Annotated in this window: 14 protein-coding genes; 9 read left to right on the forward strand and 5 right to left on the reverse strand. The window is 46.1% G+C overall.

Annotated elements, in window-relative coordinates:
- The first annotated feature begins 421 nt into the window (after positions 1-421).
- The 4 genes from rpoN to GQS64_RS01915 all read left to right on the forward strand — a co-directional run bounded on the left by rpoN (position 422) and on the right by GQS64_RS01915 (position 3,981).
- A complete protein-coding gene (rpoN, locus tag GQS64_RS01900) occupies positions 422-1,969 on the forward strand; it encodes an RNA polymerase factor sigma-54 (RefSeq protein WP_198230454.1) in 1,548 nt (515 codons plus the stop codon).
- 153 nt (positions 1,970-2,122) lie between these two features.
- Entirely contained in the window at positions 2,123-2,707 is a 585-nt protein-coding gene (gene hpf, locus GQS64_RS01905; protein ID WP_077990357.1) for a ribosome hibernation-promoting factor, HPF/YfiA family, read from the forward strand.
- Positions 2,708-2,833: 126 nt separating this feature from the next.
- Positions 2,834-3,301, forward strand: a complete 468-nt coding sequence (gene ptsN, locus GQS64_RS01910; RefSeq protein ID WP_077994380.1) for a PTS IIA-like nitrogen regulatory protein PtsN — start codon at positions 2,834-2,836, stop codon at positions 3,299-3,301.
- 179 nt (positions 3,302-3,480) lie between these two features.
- Positions 3,481-3,981 carry a hypothetical protein gene (locus GQS64_RS01915; protein ID WP_188318055.1) on the forward strand — a complete coding sequence of 167 codons (501 nt, stop codon included), beginning with the start codon at positions 3,481-3,483 and terminating at the stop codon, positions 3,979-3,981.
- A 313-nt stretch (positions 3,982-4,294) separates the two neighbouring features.
- On the opposite strand, the gene GQS64_RS01920 is transcribed toward GQS64_RS01915, so the two are convergent.
- From GQS64_RS01920 to GQS64_RS01935, 4 genes are all read right to left on the reverse strand, one after another.
- On the reverse strand, positions 4,295-4,726 hold the full coding sequence (locus tag GQS64_RS01920) for a hypothetical protein (protein ID WP_077990359.1): 432 nt from the start codon (positions 4,724-4,726) through the stop codon (positions 4,295-4,297).
- A 26-nt stretch (positions 4,727-4,752) separates the two neighbouring features.
- On the reverse strand, positions 4,753-5,982 hold the full coding sequence (rlmN, locus tag GQS64_RS01925) for a 23S rRNA (adenine(2503)-C(2))-methyltransferase RlmN (protein WP_077994381.1): 1,230 nt from the start codon (positions 5,980-5,982) through the stop codon (positions 4,753-4,755).
- Positions 5,983-6,130: 148 nt separating this feature from the next.
- Positions 6,131-6,628 carry an invasion associated locus B family protein gene (locus GQS64_RS01930; RefSeq protein WP_077990360.1) on the reverse strand — a complete coding sequence of 166 codons (498 nt, stop codon included), beginning with the start codon at positions 6,626-6,628 and terminating at the stop codon, positions 6,131-6,133.
- Between the two features lie 180 nt (positions 6,629-6,808).
- On the reverse strand, positions 6,809-7,198 hold the full coding sequence (locus tag GQS64_RS01935) for a YkvA family protein (RefSeq protein WP_077990362.1): 390 nt from the start codon (positions 7,196-7,198) through the stop codon (positions 6,809-6,811).
- A 246-nt stretch (positions 7,199-7,444) separates the two neighbouring features.
- Here GQS64_RS01935 and GQS64_RS01940 point away from each other — a divergent pair, with 246 nt between their 5' ends.
- From GQS64_RS01940 to GQS64_RS01950, 3 genes are all read left to right on the forward strand, one after another.
- On the forward strand, positions 7,445-8,266 hold the full coding sequence (locus tag GQS64_RS01940; protein ID WP_198230455.1) for an ImuA family protein: 822 nt from the start codon (positions 7,445-7,447) through the stop codon (positions 8,264-8,266).
- A complete protein-coding gene (locus tag GQS64_RS01945; RefSeq protein ID WP_198230456.1) occupies positions 8,154-9,752 on the forward strand; it encodes a Y-family DNA polymerase in 1,599 nt (532 codons plus the stop codon). The genes GQS64_RS01940 and GQS64_RS01945 overlap by 113 nt, the downstream gene beginning before the upstream one ends.
- A 156-nt stretch (positions 9,753-9,908) precedes the next feature.
- On the forward strand, positions 9,909-13,109 hold the full coding sequence (locus tag GQS64_RS01950) for an error-prone DNA polymerase (RefSeq protein ID WP_198230457.1): 3,201 nt from the start codon (positions 9,909-9,911) through the stop codon (positions 13,107-13,109).
- Between the two features lie 750 nt (positions 13,110-13,859).
- On the opposite strand, the gene GQS64_RS01955 is transcribed toward GQS64_RS01950, so the two are convergent.
- On the reverse strand, positions 13,860-15,392 hold the full coding sequence (locus GQS64_RS01955) for a YifB family Mg chelatase-like AAA ATPase (protein WP_198230458.1): 1,533 nt from the start codon (positions 15,390-15,392) through the stop codon (positions 13,860-13,862).
- A 363-nt stretch (positions 15,393-15,755) separates the two neighbouring features.
- On the opposite strand from GQS64_RS01955, the gene GQS64_RS01960 reads away from it, so the two are divergent.
- Both GQS64_RS01960 and GQS64_RS01965 read left to right on the forward strand, forming a co-directional pair.
- The gene (locus GQS64_RS01960) at positions 15,756-17,699 is read left to right on the forward strand and encodes an autotransporter assembly complex protein TamA (RefSeq protein WP_149866713.1); all 1,944 of its coding nucleotides are present in this window, start codon (positions 15,756-15,758) and stop codon (positions 17,697-17,699) included.
- The gene (locus GQS64_RS01965; protein ID WP_077990371.1) at positions 17,699-22,393 is read left to right on the forward strand and encodes a translocation/assembly module TamB domain-containing protein; all 4,695 of its coding nucleotides are present in this window, start codon (positions 17,699-17,701) and stop codon (positions 22,391-22,393) included. The genes GQS64_RS01960 and GQS64_RS01965 overlap by 1 nt, the downstream gene beginning before the upstream one ends.
- Positions 22,394-22,435: the final 42 nt, after the last annotated feature.

The raw sequence follows: 22,435 nt of genomic DNA on the forward strand, positions 1-22,435 counted from the left end.
AAAAGAAAACGGGAAATAGCAAGCAGGAAATAAAAAACGCGAAATGGAGGAGTGAAATATCAAAAACGGCGGGTGATTATTGATAAATCAATCCGGTTTTACCGGATCGTCAACATAAAATCCGTTTGTTGGTTTTTTCTTGTCGGAAACAACGACACAACGAATTGAATGTTCATTCATTGATTTCATTTGACGAACACATCGCACACCGGTGAAAAAATATAAAAATTGTTGAAATGCACAAGCCGAAACGCAGCTTTTGATTTTTTATCATTTTTTAGTTGACAAGCAAGGATCATACCATTTTCGTTGAAGGATAGATTTTTACGAAAATTATCCGACCGAAGTTAAACATGTCGGTTCGTTTGCGTGATGTTCATTTACCGTTTCGCGCGGGGTCCATTGGGGAGGATTAAGGTTTATGGCGCTGTCACCATCGTTCGAGTTACGCCAATCGCAGTCGCTGGTGATGACACCCCAGTTGATGCAATCCATCAAACTTTTGCAGATGACTGCCGGTGAATTGGAACAATTCATCGAGGAAGCGTTGGAAAAAAATCCGTTGCTTGAACGCTTGGCAGTTGATGACAATAATGGCGGCAATTTAGATGATGCGGGCGCCAAAGAAGGCGAATTTCAAGATTTTTCCGGTGTCGCGCAAATGCCGGAAGAAAAAATTGTCGAAGACGGGCAGCCATACGAAACATTTGATCCTGAAACACTCTCCAACATGTTTGATGGCGCCGACGAGGTCGGTATTTCACAAAGCCCGACATTTGACGGGAACCAAAAAGACGGTTATTCCTCTGAATGGACGGGTGCTTCCGCGAAAGCTTTACCAATCGAAGATTTCAATTTTATCGAGTCGATTGCCGAAAAGCCGAATTTACAGGATTTTGTTGCCGAGCAGATTGCTTTTGCCTTCAAAGATAAAAATGAACACGACATTGCCTGTTATCTCGCTTGCGATCTGGATGACGCGGGATATTTTACCGGTTCAATTCAAAAAGTAGCCGAAGAATTTTCGGTATCCGAAACATTGGTTTCAAATATTTTGAAACGCCTTCAGCAATTCGACCCGCCGGGAATATTTGCGACCTCGCTTTGTGAATGCCTTTCATTGCAGCTTGAACGACAAAATCGCATGGATCCGGCAATCGGAATTGTGCTTCAAAATCTTCCGCTTCTGGCAAGGCGGGACTTTGTAATGCTTTCCAGGCTTTCCGGTCTCGATGAAAGTGAAGTTTCGGATATTTTAAAAGAGATTCGCGGTCTCGATCCGAAACCCGGCACCGCCTATAATACATCGACAGCAGTGCCTGTCATACCGGATGTGATTATTTCAAAACGGCCGAATGGAGAATTTTTCGTCGAACTGAACCCTGCGGTTTTACCAAAGCTTGTTATTCATCGGGATTATGCTGTCAAAATAGGTAAAGACAGTGTTGATCGCAGCTTCATCAATAGCTGTGTCCAGAATGCCAATTGGTTGATAAAGGCGCTCGATCAGCGGGAAAGAACATTGATTACTGTGAGTGCCGAGATTGTTCGCCATCAGCAGGAATTTTTGCGGCGCGGCATTTCTTTTTTAAAACCCCTCACACTTGCGACAATCGCCGAAGCGGTTCACATGCACGAATCGACAATAAGTCGTGTAACAGCAAATAAATATGTGGCAACGCCGCGCGGCATTTTCGAGATGCGCAGTTTCTTTTCGGCTGCTTTGCAATCGACCGAAGGAGGCGAGCAATACGCAGCCGATGCTGTTCGCCATCGTATTCGCGAGCTGATAGACAATGAAAACGTCGATCATGTTCTTTCCGATGATACACTTGTTCAATTGCTCAAAAAAGAAAATATAGTTCTCGCCCGACGAACTGTCGCTAAATATAGAGAAGTAATGAATATATCTTCCTCGGTGTTACGCAGAAGAGAAAAAAAGGCAAAACTTGGAACAATTCCAGAATGAGTTTGTCGATTGACTTGTTGTTGATAAATGACTAGAAGCCCGCCCAGAAAATGCGGTTTTCCTGTCTTTTCAGGAAAAGGGCGTGCTTTGAGTTGCTTCCTCTCGAAGATGTCGTTAAACTGCAAAAATCACGAATTATGAACGAGGTTTATAATGAGCTTGCGCATTTCAGGAAAGCACATGGATATTGGTGAAGCTTTCCGTACGCGGATTGAAGACCGTATCAATGATGCGATTTCAAAATATTTCGCCGGCGGCGTTACCGGACATGTTACCGTTGTCAAATCGGGTTCACGTTTTTCGGCGGAATGCGTATTGCATTTAAGCTCCGGAGCAGTGTTGCAAACAACCGGTCAGGCACAAGACCCGCAAGCCGCTTTCGATGCGGCAGCAGAACGGTTGGAAACACGTCTTCGTCGTTATAAAAGGCGTTTGAAATCCCGCAGCAACAAGCAGAATGATAATGCCGCTTTTGCCGAATTTGCATACCACATTATGGAACCGGTGCCCGATGAAGACGAGGGCTTGCCGGAAGATTATGCGCCGACAATCGTTGCCGAGACATCCATGACATTGCGCGATATGTCTGTTGCCAATGCTGTTGTCGAACTTGATTTGATGGATAACCCTGTTCTGGTGTTTCGCAATGCAGCCGATGGAAAAATCAATATTGTTTATCGGCGTGCAGACGGCAATATCGGTTGGATCGACCCGTCATCCATCACCAATAAAGCTTGAATCGGGGAAAAACCTTTTCCTTAACGGTTTTACAAATACGATAAAAAGGGAATCATCCACACCCTTTCATTCTCCGGGCATGATTGTCAGCTTGAGAGAGGATTCGGGATGGAAAAAGGAAACCACATGGATCTCAGTGATTTGATAGCACCTGAAGCGGTTATTCCTGCACTTAAGGCAAATTCCAAAAAACAGGTTTTGCAAATTATGGCAGAAAAAGTCGCTTCTTTGACGGGGCTCGATGCACACACGGTGCTTGAAACGATTCTCCAGCGGGAGAAGCTTGGTTCCACCGGCGTTGGCAATGGCATTGCTATTCCACATGGCAAACTTAATAATGTCGACCGTATTATCGGGGTTTTTGCCCGTCTTGAAACACCGGTCGACTTCGAGGCACTTGATGACGAGCCGGTTGATCTTGTTTTTCTGCTTCTGGCACCTGAAAGTGCCGGTGCCGATCATTTAAAAGCACTTTCGCGCATTGCCCGCGTTTTGCGTGATAGTGATATGGTGCAAAAATTGCGCAATACACATGATGCGGCAGCCATTCATACGTTTCTCACCCAGCATCCGGCTGCGTCGAATGCTGCTTGAGATCGCGTTGATTGCTTGAGATATTCTATATGCCCGGAATCAATGCCGATTGCGGGCATTTATTTTTATGGTGAGGTGGCTCAGCTTTCAAGAGTTGACCGGCAACAAGACCACTGATAGGCTTTTATGACCGGATTTAAGTTGATATGTCCGGTAAATTTCAATGGCAGGACAAAATAATGACCTCTTTGGCCCATCAGAATGATGACCGCTTTCGCGAGCCGGGTATAGCCGCGCCGCTTACTTTTCTCATCATGTTTATTATCTTTATTTATGGCGCCTTGTTGGTTGGTCTGCTTGGTCTGTCGAACTGGATTATCCACGCTTGGAACCTGACATTTTTCATCAATCTGGGAAAATTCGGGGTATTTCTTCTGGCTATTATCATACCGGCTTTATGGGCGGTTCTCGTAGCCATATGCGCCAGCATTCCTTATTACATTTTGCGCTCGCGCGGGTCTTATCTTATGGCATCGAAGGTCGCAACAATCATTGTTTTTGCGATGTTTCATATTTTTGCCTTGCCATGGATTTTGTGGCCGATGGTGCGTCGTGCTTCGCCGAAATTGCGCCGTAAACACATTGAAAAATTGCGCCAAATGGTAAGAGACGGCAAAATGAAAGACCGGCTTGCAGAGCGCCACCGGCGTTTGTTGGTTCGAGGATACCATTTTTCCTGAGCCGACTTTATAGGTTGTTTAGCATCCCGGCTCTACAGAGCATGAAGAGCAAAATAATGCCTTCAATAGAAAATCAAAACTACAATTGACCCGATATAAACTATCGTCTTGGGAAGCCTTGGGAAGCGGGTGAAGGGAACATGCTTTGCGCCAGGAACGCAAGGCTTGAATAAAGCCCATTAAAATAATGGATCATAATTGAAAACCGGCGATAGGAAATTTTCCGGACTTGGGCAATTGAAAAACCGGGCTTGCAAAATTTGCTGCCCGGTTAACAAGACTGATGCGGTAAAATTATTTTAGCGTGGTCGAATTATTGATGTCTCAGAGCTGCCAAAGTACGACGGTTATACCGACGCGGCGTGATGCACCAGTAAACCCCGCCGGAAACGAGTGATGCAACGAGATTGATGACAGTCTCTCCGAAAGATAGCGCCATTCCACTCAACCAGAGCGAGATGAAATAAAGAATAGCGGCAATGACGGCTGACAATAAATAATAGTGCATTTTGTAGAAATGGCGGTGTTCGCCATAAATAATCGCAGCAATAAAGACAATACCCACAATCATGAAATGCGGCGGAATATCATAAAGCGGATTATTCGGTGACAATAAATCATGTAATGTTATGTCATGTTCGAGTAACAAAACAGTCAAGCCGATTTGTACAATCATAAATGCCGCTTCGGCAAAAATACAACCGACCAAAATCCATGTAATGTGGAATGCTGTAATACTTTTCATGTCACTTCCTATTCGAGCCACCATTTTCAGTCGCCGTGTCCGGCAATCATCATGGCTTCAAGTTTTAACCGTTCCGACTTTCTTAAACGTTCCGATTGTGATTTGAGTTGCCCGCATGCAGCAAGAATATCACGTCCGCGCGGTGTTCTAATCGGTGAAGCATAGCCAGCCTGATTGATTAAATCGGCAAACCGTTCGATTTGTTCCCAATCCGAACACTGGTAATTGCTTCCCGGCCAGGGATTGAAAGGAATAAGGTTGATTTTAGCCGGTATACCTTTCAGAAGTTTGATTAACCGTTTGGCATCGTCGAGGCTGTCATTGACATCTTTGAGCATGACATATTCAAACGTTATCCGTTTTGCATTTGATAGCCCCGGATAAGCGCGGCAGGCATCAAGCAATTCCGCCAAAGGATATTTTTTATTGATGGGAACCAATATATCGCGCAACTCGTCGCGAACTGCGTGAAGCGATATGGCAAGCATAACGCCGATTTCTTCACCGGTTTTGAAAATTCCCGGAACAACGCCGGATGTCGACAATGTGATGCGGCGTTTTGAAAGTGACAGCCCTTCACCATCCGAAGCAATCAACAATGCCTGTTTGACCGCTTCAAAGTTATAAAGCGGTTCGCCCATTCCCATCATGACGATGTTGGTGATTTTGCGCCCCTCTGCCGGTACAATAGCGCCATCTGGCGTGTCTTTATCAGGAAAATCGCCGAGCCGGTCGCGGGCGATCAGCAATTGTCCAAGAATTTCTTCCGCCGTGAGATTGCGAACCAGCTTTTGGGTTCCGGTGTGACAGAACGAACATGTGAGCGTACATCCCACTTGCGAGGACATGCACAAAGTGCCGCGCCCCTCTTCGGGGATATAGACCATTTCAACCTCGACGGGTTTTCCGGCTCCACGGGAAGGAAAGCGCAACAACCATTTGCGTGTCCCGTCGTTGGATATTTGTTCTTCGACAATTTCCGGACGCGCGATGGAAAAATGCTTTTTCATTTTTTCCCGCATATCCTTGGAAATATTGAACATATCGTCGAAATTGGAAACACCGCGCACATAAAGCCAATGCCAAAGCTGGCTCACACGCATACGTGTCTGACGTTCCGGAACGCCTATTTCTTGTAAAGCACTAGCCATTTCAGCGCGCGACAGACCGATCAGGGATGCTTTTGTTTCATCCATTTTTGCCGGACGCAAAAGTGATGCCGCGCCAATAGGTTTAAGATCGTAGGATACGCTCATACTTTCAAATGCTCTGAATAAAGTTCTGCCATGCGCATTTAGCACAAAAGCAAACAAACGTCACCACACTTATGCTCCATAAAAAACACTGCAACATGGTATTATTATGTTGCAGTGCCTGAAATTGATGAAAAACAAAAAGTTTTATTTATTTACATTTCTGTGCAGCATTCAGGGCTGCCGTAATTCCTTTCAGGGAATAGGTGTAGCTCGTATTTGTTCCACGTTGGGAAACAGCTTTGACAGAAAGATTGGAGCCATTTTTCATAGCTGCAACAAGCTGGCTTTCGGTTGCCGGCGAAGCTGCCCATGCCGATGAATCCTTGGTAAAGAATTCAAAATTCTTGCCGTCAACAGAAACGGTAACTTTATCCTTCAAGGCATAACCCGCCATGAATTGGGGTTCATATGTAACCGGATTTCCGGCACGTTTGCTGACGAGGAAATAATTGTCGCCATGGTTGACCGATTTTGGTTCCGCAGTGATCGGGGCGGAAAGCACATAACATACTGTGTTGTTTCCGGATTTATAGGAATAGGCACCCCATGCATCGAATTGGTTGATGCGTGTTGGTGTTTGTGCCGAAGCAGTTCCGGCAATAGCCATAATCATGACAGACGCAGCAACAAAAGTTTTTCCAAACATCGTATACTCAGCTCACTTTTAATTTTCTATTGGCAAAGCCATGTGGCTTCAAACCGGCGATTTTCAAAAACCGGCATATCATTCTTGCAACATGCCGACAGTTGTTACATGCAATTTTGACTAGTTTATGGTTACCAAAAGGTGAAGTTTCGCGTAAAAATATCAATTTCTGCGGAAAAACTATTTTTTTGGCGTTTCAATCGGGTTTTTTTCCAATATTTTGCGGGCTGCCTGATAATGCGCGTCGGTAATGTGGGCGCGTACTGCGGAAATCGCAATTGTAAGGACTGCAATATCATCCGTGAAGCCGATAACGGCCAACATATCGGGGATAAGATCGAAAGGCATCACAAAATAGGCGAGTGCTGCAAGAAGAATGCCGCGTACACGTGTCGGTGTTTGAGGGTCGAATGCACAATAATAACTGGCAACAACATCTTCCATAAAAGGAATGTGGCCAGCCGCTTTGCGAACTGTTTTCCAGAAAGTCGCCCGTACTTTTGCAGCGCGGCTTTTTTGCGTTTCTTCTGATTCGGGCTTCAGAATTTTATCAATTGTTTTTTTATCCATCTTAAAATCCCATAAGGAAAAATGTTCTCAAAGCACGCCCCGTTAACAATGATAGAAGTAGGAAGGACGCATAATTTTACAAGTTTCCTGTTTCAGGAATCCTTTTTACGGGATATTCCGGAATTGACTTGTCAAAAGATATTTCAAAATTGAAGAGAGGAATTTCTTTTGTAAAATTCGGCGCTTGACTCTCATTTATATTCGATTCAATAATAGAACAAAACAAGAACATTGTGTGAGTCTTTTATGCCGGATATAGCCCAATTACGCCGCCTCATTGCCCGCATTGAAGGAAAACCTGTCGCTTTTTCTACAGATGGCAAGAGGAAGGGCAAAGAAAAGCCTGTTCTTCCTGAAGGCTATTTTAATCTCGGTCACGAAACAGCCGATTTTATGGCCGGCCCATTTCCCTCTTATGCCTTGCATGAAGTTATTTCAGGGCCAGCCGCCATGAATAGTGCAACCGGTTTTTCTCTCGGTCTTCTCAAACGCAATGAAAAGGCAAACTGCCCTTTCATCTGGCTGGAAGAAGAAAGCACAGAAATAGAATATGGCATTCCTTATCCGGTCGGTATTTCTGCTTTCGGGCTTGATCCGGCGCGATTTATTCTGGTGCGTTGTCCGAAAGCCGAAGATGTATTGAAAGCGGCTGATGATGCATTGGCAACGTCTCGTGTTGGTGGTTTGTTGTTAAGCCTTTCGGGGGCTTGTCGGGCGCTTGATTTTACAGCCACCCGACGTTTGCATCTGGCAGCAGAAAAAGCACATTCGCCGGTTGTTCTGGTGCTTGGCAAAGAAGCATTGAAAAACAGCAACGCTGCCACACGTTGGCAAATCAAAGCAGCACCTTCCGAAAGTTCGGGTGCAAAAGCACCGGGGCTAACAAATTATGATGTCACGCTTTTGCGAAATAGAACCGGATATACCGGACATTGGTTGATGCAATGGAACATCCATGACCAGATTTTTACAAACCCCCAAGAAATACGGCACACACGGCCGGCTCTATTTGGCACTCGCTTTTCCTCGCCTGCCAATAGACCGTCTGAAGACGGTTTTGCCGCCTGAAAAAGCACCGGATTTCACAAAACCTTTTGCAATTGTTGGCCGTTCTGTTCACGGACTTAGGCTTGTTTGTGTCAATGAGGCGGCTATACATGCCGGCCTTTATCCGGGGCTTTCTCTGGTTCATGCACGCAGCCTTTGTGAAAGAATAGAAACAGTCAATGAAGCGGAAGAGGCCGACAAGGACTATCTTCAATATCTCGCCCGAAATGCCGGACGGTTCACCCCTCTTGTAGCCTATAGCCTTCCCTTTGGTTTGATACTCGATGTAACAGGCTGCGATCATCTTTTCGGGGGGCCACAAAAAATGCTCGAAAAAGTGACCGCTTATTATAAGGGGCTGGGGCTTGAGACACTCTCTGCACTGACAATAACACCGGCAGCTGCACGGGCTTTTGCCCGTTTTGGTGTCAACCGTTTTGTCACAAAAGAAGATTTTGTTTTAACATTGGATCGGCTGAAACTACCGGCACTTGAAGCAAAGCCGGATGTCCAGATGGCACTTCGCCGTGCCGGATTTTATTGTTTGAAAGATATTCAGGCGGTTTCACCAAAAGCTTTGGCTGCACGCTTTGGCGAAGTTTTGCCTGCCCGCCTTGATGCCCTTTATGGAAAAAGACAGGAACCGCTTTCATTCATAAACCCGCCTCCATCCCTTTATTTGTCATTACGTTTGGAAGAGCCATTGATTGATGTAACAATGGTTGAAAAACAGTTTTTTGTTCTGGCAAAAGAATTTTTCAAGCGTCTGACGAAGCTCGGTCTGGGGTGTCTGATGATAAACATCATCCTTTATCGGGTTGATGGACATATTGACCGGATAGGCATCGAGACCGGTCGCCCTTTGAGCGACCCCGTACAATTCCTGTCGCTTCTTGAGGAACGGCTGAAAAGCTTGAAGACACCACTCGATGCGGGATATGGCTATGATACTTTGGCTCTTTCGGCAAGTCGTTCCGCTCCCCTTCGCCCCCTTCAGACAGAGCTTGTCAATGATGATCTCGAACCGGCAGAAATCGGGCAACTGGTTGATCGGCTTTCAACCCGTCTGGGGGCAGATCATGTTCTGGTTGCCGGTAGCAAAGAAAGTCATATTCCCGAATATGCGGCTTTTTGGGGAATAGCGCAGCACCATAAACCGCACACCGAAGCTTTGAAAGCTTTGGATGCACAATTGAAGGCACAAGGATTTTTCCCGCTTCATTCCAATCCGCCAGAACGCCCTATCAGGCTTTTTTGCCCGCCACAGCCTATTGATGTCATTGCCGCTTTGCCGGATGATCCGCCAGCATCTTTTCGCTGGCGAAGGGTTATCCATAAAATCCGCCTTGCCGAAGGGCCTGAACGTATCAGTGCGGAATGGTGGAAACATTCGGGTCCCGATCGTGATTATTATCGCGTGGAAGATGAAAATGGCGAACGTTTCTGGATATTCCGTTATGGCGAATATCCGAAAACCAAATGGTTTCTGCATGGATTATTTGCCTGAAATTTTTCAGTTTCCAGAGGCTCCAAAGGCAAGTTTACGCATTATGCATTGGTTTTTGTTCTCTACCAGAAAGTCCGGTTTTTTGAAAAACATGTCTTTACGTCGGGCAAAAAAATCTTTCCGCCAAGAAACGACCGGACAAAATAAGGCGTCAACATGTTTGCATTGTCTGTAAGAAGCAATTTTTCGTTTTTAAAAGGCGCTTCCCATCCCGAAGAGCTGGTGCGCGAGGCGGCACGTCTCCACTATGCAGGCATCGGCATTGCCGATGAAAACACATTGGCCGGTGTGGTTCGCGGGTTTGCCATGGCACGGGAAGTTTTAAAACTTGACCCTTCCTTCCGCTATCTTGTCGGTTGCCGGCTGGTGTTTTCGGATGGAACGCCGGATCTTGTTGTCTATCCACGAGACAGAAAAGCTTATGGCATGTTGTGCCGGATGTTGAGTGAAGGAAAAGCAAAATCCGGCGAAAAAGGAGCCTGCCAATTAAAGTTTGAAGATTTTTTGTTTCGTGCGCGCGGTTTCCAGATCATTGTTACAGATGGCGAAAAACTGGAAGACACGTTGAAAAATTTGCAACAGGTGGCAAAGGGGCAAGTCTTTCTGGGTTTGCCGATGAATTTTACCGGCAAGGATGCCCGCTATGGCGAATATCTGGCAACAATGGCCAAAAACTTTAACGTCGGCCTCATTGCTGCTGCCGATATTCTCTATCACAGTGAAGAAAGGCGCATTTTACAAGATATTCTGACAGCAATCCGCCTTCATAAAACAATTGACGAAGCCGGATTTGTGCTTCAAGCCAATAGCGAAAAATATCTGAAGCCGGTGAAAGAAATAGAACGGCTTTATCGGAATTTTTCCGGAGCAATCAAGACGCAACAGGATTTTGTAGCTCCCATTTCCTTTTCACTTGATGACCTTTCCTATTCCTATCCGGACGAGCCGGTTCCTGCCGGTAAAACGCCCCAATCCTATCTGGAAGAATTGACCTGGAAAGGCATGGCTGAAAGGTTTCCAAAAACAGCTTATGAGAGCCTAAAACCGCTTCTGGAAAAAGAATTGAAGCTTATCAAGAAGCTTCGCTATGCTCCCTATTTTCTGACTGTTTATGACATTGTCAGTTTTGCAAAATCACAAGGCATTCTTTGTCAGGGGCGCGGTTCGGCCGCTAATTCGGCGGTATGTTTCTGTTTGGGCATTACCAATGTCAATCCGCAACAGATTGATCTGTTGTTCGAGCGGTTTATTTCCGAAGAACGCAATGAACCACCCGATATTGATGTCGATTTCGAGCATGAGCGACGCGAAGAAGTGATGCAATATATCTATCGTCGTTATGGTCGCCATAGAGCAGCAATTGTTGCAACGGTCATCTGTTATCGCAGTCGCAGTGCCATTCGCGATGTTGGCAAAGCTTTGGGCTTGAGCGAAGATATTATAGGAGCGATTGCCTCGACTGTCTGGGGCACATCCGGTAAAAAAGTGGGCGATGAGGAGATTGCTCAAAGAGGACTCGACCCGACAAACCGGATGATTGGTCTGACGGTACGTCTTGCTCATGAATTGGTCGGCTTTCCAAGGCATTTGTCACAACATGTCGGCGGTTTTGTTTTGACTGAGCAAAGGCTTGACGAAACCGTACCGATCGGCCCTGCTGCCATGAAAGACCGCAGCTTCATCGAGTGGGATAAAGATGACATCGACACGGTCAAATTGATGAAGGTCGATATTTTGTCTTTGGGGATGTTGACCTTGATCCGCAAAGCTTTTGATCTTTTGAAACGTCATAAAAATATCAGCCTTGGCTTGCATGATGTGCCGCGGGAAGACGAAAGCGTCTATAAAATGTTGTCGAAAGGCGATTCAATCGGAGTTTTTCAGGTTGAAAGCCGGGCACAAATGAACATGTTGCCGCGATTGAAGCCGAAACAATTCTACGATCTGGTCATTGAAGTGGCTATTGTCCGCCCCGGCCCGATACAGGGTGATATGGTGCACCCCTATTTGCGCCGTCGCAACCATATGGAAAAAGTTGTTTATCCCTCACCTTCACCACAATTCGGCCCGCCTGACGAATTGCAACGTGTTCTGGGGAAAACTTTGGGCGTGCCGCTTTTTCAGGAACAGGCAATGCGCATTGCCATAGAAGCTGCCAAATTTACTCCCGATGAAGCCAATCTTTTGCGCCGTGCCATGGCAACATTCCGGCGGGTTGGAACCATTCATACCATGCAGGCAAAAATGGTCGAGGGAATGGTCAGGCGAGGTTACAAGCGCGATTTTGCCGAAAATTGTTTCAAACAGATTGAAGGTTTCGGTGAATATGGTTTTCCTGAAAGCCATGCTGCAAGCTTTGCCCACCTTGTTTATGTTTCGGCTTGGCTCAAATGCCATCATCCGGAAATTTTCGCGACTGCTCTTCTTAATTCCCAACCTATGGGATTTTATGCCCCCGCCCAGATTATTCGGGATGCCCGCAATCACGGTGTCGAGGTTTTACCGGTCGATGTCAATCATAGCCATTATGACCATTGTCTGGAAAAAAACGGCACTGGTTTTTCTTTGCGATTGGGATTTCGCCAAATCAACGGTTTTGCCATTGAATGGGGAAAAAGAATCGAACTTCAACAAGCTGAAGGGCCGTTTTCTTCGATTGAAGAATTGCATCGTCGGGTGGTGCTACCAAAACGCGCCTTTGAACTTCTTGCTGATGCCGATTGTTTCTTAAGTATCAATAAAGAGCGGCGCTCGGCTTTATGGGCAGTGCGCCGTTTGCCCGATCATGGAAATTTGCCATTATTTGCGGCAGCACAACAATCCGATCTCGGTGAAGAAGAGCCGCTTATCTTTACGCCGATGAAATTGAGTGAACATGTTATTACCGATTATGAAACAACACGACTGTCGCTCAAAGCCCATCCGGTCAGTTTTTTGCGAAACGACCTTATAAAAAAGGGTGTGCTTACCTGTCATGAGGCAATGGAAATTGCAGGTGGATCTTCTGCAACAATAGCCGGTATTGTTACAGTCCGGCAAAAGCCCGGCAGTGCCAAAGGCGTGGTCTTTTTGACAATGGAAGATGAAAGCGGCATTGCCAATATTGTTGTCTGGCCAAAAATAATGTTGCGCTTTCGCCGCGAGGTCATGGGGGGAAAACTCCTATTGATAACAGGTAAAATACAACGGGATTCTTCCGGTGTTACCCATCTTGTTGCCTCTTATATTGAAGATAGAAGTATGGACATTATCAATCTGAGCGAAATTCCCGAACATTTTGCAGCAATTGAAAGCGAACCTGTGGCACACCATCCCCGTCAGTTCCGTGCTCTGCCAAAATCCCGCGATTTCCATTAAAACTTTCGTCCAACCCGTCTTCGATAATGCTACTGTCTTTATATCTGCGAAATATCTGCGAAATTTTAATATTTGCGAAATTTCGCTCCTGCTTTTTGCAGGATTGAGAGAAAAACATTGTCAAGAATTGAATAGGTGAAAGTCCGTCTATCGGTTAATCTTCAATTCTTCGGTTTTTCATGATGTGATAATGAATAAAAAAAATGTAAGTTTTTTAATGATATTAGAAATGAATATTTTATATAATATTTTTTAATTTTTGCTAATTATTATAATTTTAAATAAATTTGTTTTATTTATTTAAAATTTTAACTTATATATATAATTATTGTTATATTTAAGTTATTTTTCATGTTTACATTATTTTTAATTGTAATGAAATTTAATTTATTTAATGATTTTATTATAGGTTAATTATCTTTTCAGGTGAAATCGGAATGCCGCGAATTTATATAAATGTGTTTACATAAATCCGGTTTGCCTCAAGCATTGTAGTGCAAATGTTTTGAATTATGGTGCAGGCAATTTTCTGTTTCTGATCGAAACATTCAAAAACTTGCACCGGCACTAAAACCACTTCTTCTCATAAATTTTATTTGTTTTCTGAAAAATTCAGGAAGATTGTTATGATGTTTTAAAACGGATGAATGTTTAGTGGCACAGACCATCATAGTCACAAATGATAGTCTTTTACTTCATCAATATTTCATGCAACATATTCAGTAATATTGGAACATTTCAGAAAATAATTCAGGCAACGGCTGCAAGTCGCTCGTTTCCCAAACGATAGGAAACCGCTTCGGCAAGATGGCGTTTGGTAAGATGCGTCTCACCGTCAAGATCGGCAATCGTACGAGCAACTTTCAGGACACGATGGTAGGCGCGCGCTGAAAGGCGCATTTTTTCGCTTATCGTTTGTAATAATATTGTTGCGGCACCATCAAGAACAGCAACTTTTTCGATCAGATTTGCAGGACAATCGCCATTGGTGCGGATTTGGGGTATTCCCAGTTCTGCATATCTTTTAGTCTGTATATCACGTGCTTTTCTAACGCGCTCGGCGACAATGCGGCTTGGTTCGGCTTCAGCCGGTTTGATGAGATCAAGTGCCGATAAGGCCGGCACATCAATACGCAAATCTATGCGGTCGAGTAATGGTCCGGAAATGCGTGCCTGATAATCAAGCTGGCATTTCGGGCCTTTGGCGCAAACATGCCCCGGTTCACCTGCCATGCCACAACGACAAGGATTCATGGCGGCTACAAGCTGGATACGCGCCGGATAGCTGACATGCCGGTTGGCACGCGCAACAACGCATTCTCCGCTTTCAAGCGGCTGGCGCAAAGAATCGAGAACCTGTGGCGAAAATTCGGGAAACTCGTCGAGAAACAACACACCATTATGGGCAAGTGAAACTTCACCGGGGCGAGCTTTAATGCCGCCGCCGACCATAGCGGCCATGGATGCCGAATGGTGGGGCGCACGGAAAGGCCGATGAATGGAAACAGAACCGTTCGTTGTTTCTCCGGCAATCGAGGCAATCAGCGAAACATCAAGAAGTTCACGGGCATCGAGCGGCGGTAGAATGGAAGGTAAACGCTCGGCCAACATCGATTTGCCAGCTCCGGGAGGGCCGACAAACAACAAATTATGGCGTCCGGCAGCGGCAACTTCGAGTGCACGTTTGGCGGCATTTTGCCCCTTTATGTCGGCAAGATCAGGCAAATTATTCTGAACAATATATTGGCGTGGCTGTGGCGGCGAAAGAAATTGCGAACCTTTGAAATGATTGACCAGAGCAAGCAAACTTGAAGGAGCTAAAATGTCGATGTCGGATCCTGCCCAGGCGGCTTCCGGCCCGCATTTTTCGGGGCAGATCAGCCCCTTATCGGAAGCGACAGCGGTCATGGCTGTGGGCAAGACACCGCTCACCGGTGCGATAGAACCATCCAGCCCCAATTCCCCCATGACAACGTATTTTTGCCCGATTTCAGGGGGTAAAAGCCCCATTCCGACCATAAGCCCGACGGCTATCGGCAGATCATAATGCGAACCTTCTTTGGGTAAATCGGCCGGTGCAAGATTGACAGTAATCCGTTTAATCGGCATGGATAAACCACAGGCATGAAGTGCTGCCTGCACGCGTTCGCGACTTTCTGCAACCGCCTTGTCGGCAAGGCCGACAATCGACATCCCCATTTTACCATTGGCAATCATAACCTGAACATCAACAGGTAAAGCGTCAATGCCGGAAAAGGCAACAGTCGTAATACGTGCAACCATTTGTCTTGTTCTCATGTGAGTTGTATCAAAATGAGACAACCATTATTTTTAGTGAAAATCAAGAACATTTCATGAACAAATAATAAATTTATAGTTGTTTCTATATCCGGTTGAAAATTGACGCTTAACACTTCCTTGACGAAAATGAAGCAAAATCATGTTTGGTTGTGTATGAATAGACAAGAACCTATGGTATCGAAGAAAAAGACATATTTAAAACATCAGGTGATGTTTGTCTTTTGCCGTCGGCAAAAACGTGGAATCGGAACTATGGGGCGCTATGTTCAGTGAATAAACGGGTCAATTTCAGAGTTTTGCGATAAAGAGTTAAGTGTTTTGGTAACAACGAGTACAAAGTCGAGGTTGAAGAGGGGAAGCGCTTTTGTCGCTTTCGGAGCCTGTTTTGCACTCGCTTTTTCTTACCCGCAAGCAGCAACTGCTTTTGATCTTTTCGGTATCCATTTATGGGGAAAGAAAGACCAGACCGACAAAAATTCCGATGTTATCGGTGTTCCCAAACATTATAAAGTTAAAGTGACCAATGCTCCGAATGCACCGGAAGCGGGCGTAAAAATTGTCAAGGCAGCGTCTTCACTTGTCGAGGATGAAGATAAAGCTGCCTCCGGTTCTGCAGGACTTTTGGCCAAAGCGCGCGGTGATTACAGGAAAATTCTGGCCGCTCTTTATGCCGATGGTTATTACGGGGGAACAATCAGCATTGCTGTAAATGGCGCAGAAGCAGCCAATATTCGACCAGATACAGAATTGCCCGACCAATCCGACATTGTCATCACAATTGATACCGGACCGCAATATCATTTCGGTGTTGCGAGCGTTCATGATCTCGCGCCAAAAACCGACGACAAAAAAGACAAAGTTCCTCTTCCGGCCGATTCTGGATATGCGTCAGGGGATGTTGCAAAATCCGGTTCGGTCTTCAAGGCGGAACAGCTAGCCATCGAGGGCTGGCGCCAGCAGGGTTACGCCAAGGCTAGCGTAAAAAATCGCGATGTGGTTGCCGATCATGCCAGTCGCACTGTCGATTCCAATATCGAGGTTCAGCCCGGTCAGAAGGCACATTACGGTCCCTTGACAGTTAAAAACGTCAGTGAAAAACCGCGCATGGATTCAGCCTATGTTGCTTGGATGACAGGACTGAAAGAGGGGCAGGAATATGACCCCGATGATATTGCCAAGGCCAATAAACGTCTGGCACGGCTTGATGTATTTCGTGCTGCCAATGTAAGGGAAGCAGACAAGATCAAGGCTGATGGCAGTTTGCCGCTCAATCTTACGGTGCAAGAACGGCCACTCCATCGTTTCGGCGTTGGCGGCAGCTATTCAACACTTGATGGCGCAGGCTTTGAAGCCTATTGGATGCACAGAGATCTGTTCGGTCATGCGGAACGCTTGCGTTTTGATGCCAAGATTAGCGGCATTGGTGGTAGTCAGGATGATTCGTATAATCCGAAAAATTTCAGTTATCTGTTGGGAACGACTTTCACCCGTCCGGGTATTATTACGCCTGACACCGATTTCGTCGCGAGTCTCAAAGGTCAACGTGAGGTTCTTGATAATTATACAACCACGGGGTTAACCGGACAGCTTGGTTTAACGCAAATTTTTAGCGACGAGTTATCGGGACGCCTTTATTTCAATGCTGCCCAAACCAAATCGGAAGACGATTATTTCGGCAATCGCGATTTTACAACAGTCGGATTTTTGGGAGGTTTGCTTTATGACAGCCGTGACAACAAATCCAATCCGAAACATGGTCTTTATGGCGAAGCTGTTCTGGAGCCGATTTACGAAATTCATTATGGAAACTTTATCGGCAAGATGACATTGGAAGGCCGTTCCTATTTTTCACTTGATTCAAAAGATCGCTATGTCATTGCAACGCGGGCAAAGATCGGTTCGATTACCGGTCCGGAAGCGCGCGAAATCCCCTCCGATATGCTCTTCTTTGCCGGTGGCGGTGGTTCGGTACGTGGCTATGGCTACCGCAATATTGGTATCAGAACCGATACGCACGATACAATTGGCGGCCGTTCACTTGTCGAAGGGTCGGCGGAACTGCGCACAATGGTGACCGATACAATCGGTCTCGTCGGTTTTGTCGATGCCGGTGTTGTGGGGGCTGATTCCACACCGGATTTTTCCGAAAACACCAAAGTCGGTGCCGGTATTGGTGTTCGTTATATGACAGGGCTCGGACCATTGCGTTTTGATGTCGCAGCACCTCTTGATGGTGCGGTCGGCGACCCCGATCTCGGTTTTTATGTTGGCATAGGGCAGGCGTTCTGATGATGAAAAATTTTTCACTTTCAGCTTTTATGACCGCATTGTTCCTGATCTTTGCAGGCTTGACGGCAAGCTTTGCCGAGACTTCTTCACCCGCCGGTCATGATACGGCTGCGGCCGAAAAATCGTGGGTTTTGTCATTTATTGAAAGCAAGATTTCCTCACCCAACCGGCAAATCCGTTTTGCCGATATTGAAGGGGCTTTGTCGTCGAATGCCACAATCGGCTCGATTACGATTGCCGATCGACAAGGCGTTTGGCTCAAGATCACCAATGCCAAGCTTGACTGGAATCGTTTGGCACTATTGCGCGGGCAAGTGTCTATTAACGAATTGTCAGCCGAAAAAATTGATATTTTCAGAAAACCTTTGCCTGATACTTCGGCACCCAGTCCCCAGTCCAAGGGCTTTTCTATACCGGACTTGCCAGTTGCAATAAGCATCAAATCGCTTGATGCAAAGACAGTTGCATTCGGAGAACCACTATTCAATCTTCCTTCCGAAGTGTCGTTGCAAGGCGGTATAACCCTTGCCGATGGTGATCTCGCAGCCCGACTTGTTATGAAACGTCTGGACAAGCCCGGCAATTTCGACGTGTTGGCCGATATTTCCAACAGCACCAATAAGGCAAAAATCGATATTGAAGTCTCGGAGCCGGAAAACGGCATTGTTGCCAATCTTTTAAAAATAAAAAATCGCCCCTCTGTTGCTTTGATAGCAAAAGGCGAAGGACCGCTTGATAATTTCGAGCTTGGTCTTTCTATGAAAGCCGGTGCCGATCCGGTGTTGAATGGCAAATTCAAGCTTCAGGGCACAGAAAGCGGAAAATCGATAAATGTTAACCTGTCGGGGCCAATTGTCCTTTTGATGCCGGACGAATATCGGGCATTTTTCGGGGCAAGGACGGATCTTGAATTGGCAGCTTTGCTGAAAAAGGACGGCGGTTTTCGGCTTGACAAATTTTCGATCAATGGTGAGGGCGTTCATATAGCGGCAAATGCAGAAACATTGTCAGACGGTTTTTTGCGCCGTTTGGCGGTCAAAGCATCAGTCAAAGCGCAAACAGGTGAGGCAATTATTTTGCCTGTCGCCGGAGGCAAGACACGTGCCGATAATATTGCTCTTAATATTGATTATGGGCGCAATGAAAGCTCAATGTGGAATGGGCAATTTATCGTCAATAATTTTGCAAACGAAAATTTCATTGCCCATGATATTACTGTTGATATGGGTGGGGACTCGGAAAATCTCGATGATGTGAATAATCGTCATGTCGGGTTGCAGATCAGCGGCGCAATCAACGGCATGGCAACGCCCAAGAGCAAGATTTCGGATGCTTTGGGAAAATCGGTCAATTTGAAAGTCGATGCCGATATTCTTGCCCGTCAGCCGGTGACTATACGCACTGTCAATCTTTCTGCTAACGGGCTTACTTTATGGCTGAAGGGGCAGGTCGAGAAGCTTCAATTCAAGGGAAATCTCGGCATTCAAGCCGATACATTGGAACCTTTGGCAATGTTGAGCGGAAAACCGCTTTCAGGAGCAGCCGATATTGAGGCAAATGGTATCATCGGCCTTGTCGGTGGTTCTTTCGACCTTGACCTTTCCGGAAAAACTGTGGCTTTGAAAACCGGCAATGAGACGCTTGATCGTTTGTTGGCTGGCAATGTCAGATTGTCGGGCGGAATAAAACGCGACGAAACCGGAATTACAACGCGCCAATTTCAGCTTGGTAACGACCATATCAAGCTTGAAGCGAATGGCAGCTTCTCGAGTGATGAAGCCGATATGGACTATCAGCTTGATCTTTCCGACCTTAATCTCGTCAATTCCCGTATGCATGGAGCCGTTGAATTGCAGGGTGCTGCCCGTGGTCATAACCGTCTTGTTGCTTTAAGTCTTGGAGCAAAGATAAAAGAAGCAACTTTATCAGGTCAGAAAATGCAGGATACGGCAATTTTTGCCAATGCCGTTCTTGATAACACCTCTCCTGTCGCCACCTATTTGAGCGGTTATGTAGACGGTAGCGGCCTATTCGGAGGTGAAAAACTGAAACTAAGCGGAAGTTTTTCCGATAGTGACCAATTCAAAAGTCTGAACAATCTCGACATTCTTGTCGGCGAAACGCATGTGAACGGCAATCTGAAGCAAAATCTGGAAGGACTGATTGACGGCAATATCCATGTTGACGCACGCGATATTTCAACATTGAGTGCGCTTTTGCTCACCGACGGCCATGGCAGTATGACGGGTGACTTTAATTTAAGCGAAAGTGAAGGAAAACAGAGCGGTCGTCTGAAGGCTCATATCGACAAACTGGTTATAGGCGAAAATCATGTTGAAAGCCTTGATATGAATTTGACGCTCGATGACCCGAAAGGCGCTTTCCGTGTCAATGGTTTTGTCAATGCTTCGGATATTCGTGTTGCCAATTTTGTCGTCAATACGATAAAAGCGACTGCAAAAGACATGGATGGAAAAACCGCTTTCCAGGTTTCTGCGGATGTCCAGAACAATATCAAGGCCGATCTTTCCGGTCTCTCGATCTACCCTCCAGCAAACGGGGATGAAGTGCAAAACGGTCAAGGGGATAATCGGCGGTTGACGATCGCGCTGGATTCTTTGAACGTTACACAGGATACGGTTCATGCAAAGCTTTTAAATCCGGCTTCGGTGATTTTGTTTGACGATAGTTACCGGATTTCGCCTTTGATATTGGATGTCAATGGCGGGAAATTTTCGATTAAAGGCGATGGCGGAGCAAAACTTGATTTAGAGTTGCAAATGGATCATTTGCCCGTTTCACTTGCCAATCTGGTAAAACCGGATCTTCGTGCAACCGGTACTTTAACCGGTCAAGCCGATATAAAAGGAACGCCGGATACACCTGATGTCGCCTTTGATATGAAAGGCGAAGGTCTGTCTATCGGCCTTCTTAAAGACAAAAAGATAGCACCATTTGCACTTGATGCCAAAGGCAGAACCAATGGCAAATCGGTCAATGTTGATACAAGAATTTCCGGTTCCGGTCTTGATGTCGAAGCCAGTGGCAAAGTACCGCTGGATGCAGGAAATCTCGATCTCGATATAAGCTTGAAAAACTTGCCCGTTGCTCTGGCAAATGGTTTTGTTGCCAATCAGAATCTTGGTGGAACCGTCTCCGGTCACGCCCACGTCGGCGGACAGTTGAAAGCACCGACGGCAACATTCAATCTTTCAGGCCAAGGCTTGAGAGCCGATCTGTTGGCAAAAAACGGCCTTACGCCAATCAGTTTGAATGCTCAGGCGCGTTATGAAAATAATGTTCTTAATCTTGAGCAATTCAATGCAAATGGGCCGCAAGGGCTTAATATGTCGGCAAATGGCCGCATTCCGGTCAAAGGCGATGGCATTGATCTTCATGTCAAGGGTGCTGCTCCCTTGGCAATTGCCAATCAATTCCTTGCCGAACGTGGAACGCAACTTTCCGGCTCGGCAAATGTTGATGCGACAGTCAGAGGTTCCTTTTCAAAACCGGAATTGAATGGTCGTTTTTCTCTTGCAAATGGTACTTTTATTGATCCGCAAAGCAATTTGCGCCTGAACAATATTGTGGTTGATGCCGGTTTGAGTGGTGAGCGCATTGTGCTCAACCGCGCCAACGCTTCATCATCTGCTGGCGGGACAATTTCTGCCAATGGTTCCATCTCGACAGATTTTTCTGCCGGTATGCCCGCTGATATGACCGTTCGCCTCAATCACACACGCTATAGCGATGGGGAAATGGTTGTTGCCACCGTTGATGGCACTTTAACAGTGACGGGTGGGCTTTTAAATAATCCGGTGATTGGCGGTGATCTTACAATCGAAAAGGCTGAAATTACCGTTCCGGATCGTTTCGGCGGAGCAGCTCTGATTGATGTCAAACATAAACATCTTACAAAAGATATTGAAACAACGCTTGAGCGCGCAAAAATTGATACCGGAAGACAGAAAGTTGCAACCGCGCCCGCAAAACCTTCCGTTGTCCAGTTGAAATTGCATATCCGTGCACCGAACCAGATTTTTGTTCGCGGTATGGGGCTTGATGTCGAATTGGGTGGTGAAATCGGCCTGTTCGGTCCGGTCAATGATATTCATCCTGTCGGCGGTTTCCAGATGTTGCGAGGCCGGTTTGAAATTCTTTCACAACGCCTCACCTTCACAGAAGGAACGGTGACACTCGTTGGCAATCTCAATCCTGAAGTCAATTTTGTTGCGACCACGCAAGGAAGTGACATTACGGTGACGGTAACCGTTAGCGGTACAATCAATGCACTCAATGTTTCCTTCACTTCGGTTCCGGTATTGCCTCAGGACGAAGTTCTCGCCCGTTTGATTTTCAATCGTTCGATCAGCGAACTGTCACCCTTCCAGATTGCGCAGCTCGCTTCTGCTGCTGCTGAACTTGCCGGTGTTACCAACACGTCGCTTCTCGGTTCCTTACGGTCGACTACCGGTCTTGATGATCTTGATGTTGTGACAGATAAACAGGGGAATACCGGTGTTAAAGCGGGTCGCTATATTCGCGATAATATCTATCTCGGTGTCGAAGCCGGTTCGGGTGGCAACACTAAAGGCACAGTCAATCTGGATATTTCCAAAAACTTGAAAGCCAAAGGCGCACTTGGTGCACAAGGCGATTCAAGTGTTGGTGTTTTCTATGAAAAAGATTATTAAAACGAGGAATATTGTTTTTGCCGGAAATGGCCTTCCGGCGTT

The sequence above is a fragment of the Bartonella sp. P0282 genome (assembly GCF_048452985.1).
GTDB lineage: Bacteria > Pseudomonadota > Alphaproteobacteria > Rhizobiales > Rhizobiaceae > Bartonella > Bartonella choladocola.

Excerpts from the sequence above, each read along its gene's own strand:
- GQS64_RS01930 (WP_077990360.1), bottom strand. The coding sequence starts at position 6,628 with ATGTTTGGAAAAACTTTTGTTGCTGCGTCTGTCATGATTATGGCTATT.
- GQS64_RS01965 (WP_077990371.1), top strand. The coding sequence starts at position 17,699 with ATGATGAAAAATTTTTCACTTTCAGCTTTTATGACCGCATTGTTCCTG.
- GQS64_RS01945 (WP_198230456.1), top strand. The coding sequence starts at position 8,154 with ATGACCAGATTTTTACAAACCCCCAAGAAATACGGCACACACGGCCGG.
- GQS64_RS01935 (WP_077990362.1), bottom strand. The coding sequence starts at position 7,198 with ATGGATAAAAAAACAATTGATAAAATTCTGAAGCCCGAATCAGAAGAA.
- ptsN (WP_077994380.1), top strand. The coding sequence starts at position 2,834 with ATGGATCTCAGTGATTTGATAGCACCTGAAGCGGTTATTCCTGCACTT.
- GQS64_RS01955 (WP_198230458.1), bottom strand. The coding sequence starts at position 15,392 with ATGGTTGCACGTATTACGACTGTTGCCTTTTCCGGCATTGACGCTTTA.
- GQS64_RS01940 (WP_198230455.1), top strand. The coding sequence starts at position 7,445 with ATGCCGGATATAGCCCAATTACGCCGCCTCATTGCCCGCATTGAAGGA.
- hpf (WP_077990357.1), top strand. The coding sequence starts at position 2,123 with ATGAGCTTGCGCATTTCAGGAAAGCACATGGATATTGGTGAAGCTTTC.
- rpoN (WP_198230454.1), top strand. The coding sequence starts at position 422 with ATGGCGCTGTCACCATCGTTCGAGTTACGCCAATCGCAGTCGCTGGTG.
- GQS64_RS01950 (WP_198230457.1), top strand. The coding sequence starts at position 9,909 with ATGTTTGCATTGTCTGTAAGAAGCAATTTTTCGTTTTTAAAAGGCGCT.
- rlmN (WP_077994381.1), bottom strand. The coding sequence starts at position 5,982 with ATGAGCGTATCCTACGATCTTAAACCTATTGGCGCGGCATCACTTTTG.
- GQS64_RS01915 (WP_188318055.1), top strand. The coding sequence starts at position 3,481 with ATGACCTCTTTGGCCCATCAGAATGATGACCGCTTTCGCGAGCCGGGT.
- GQS64_RS01920 (WP_077990359.1), bottom strand. The coding sequence starts at position 4,726 with ATGAAAAGTATTACAGCATTCCACATTACATGGATTTTGGTCGGTTGT.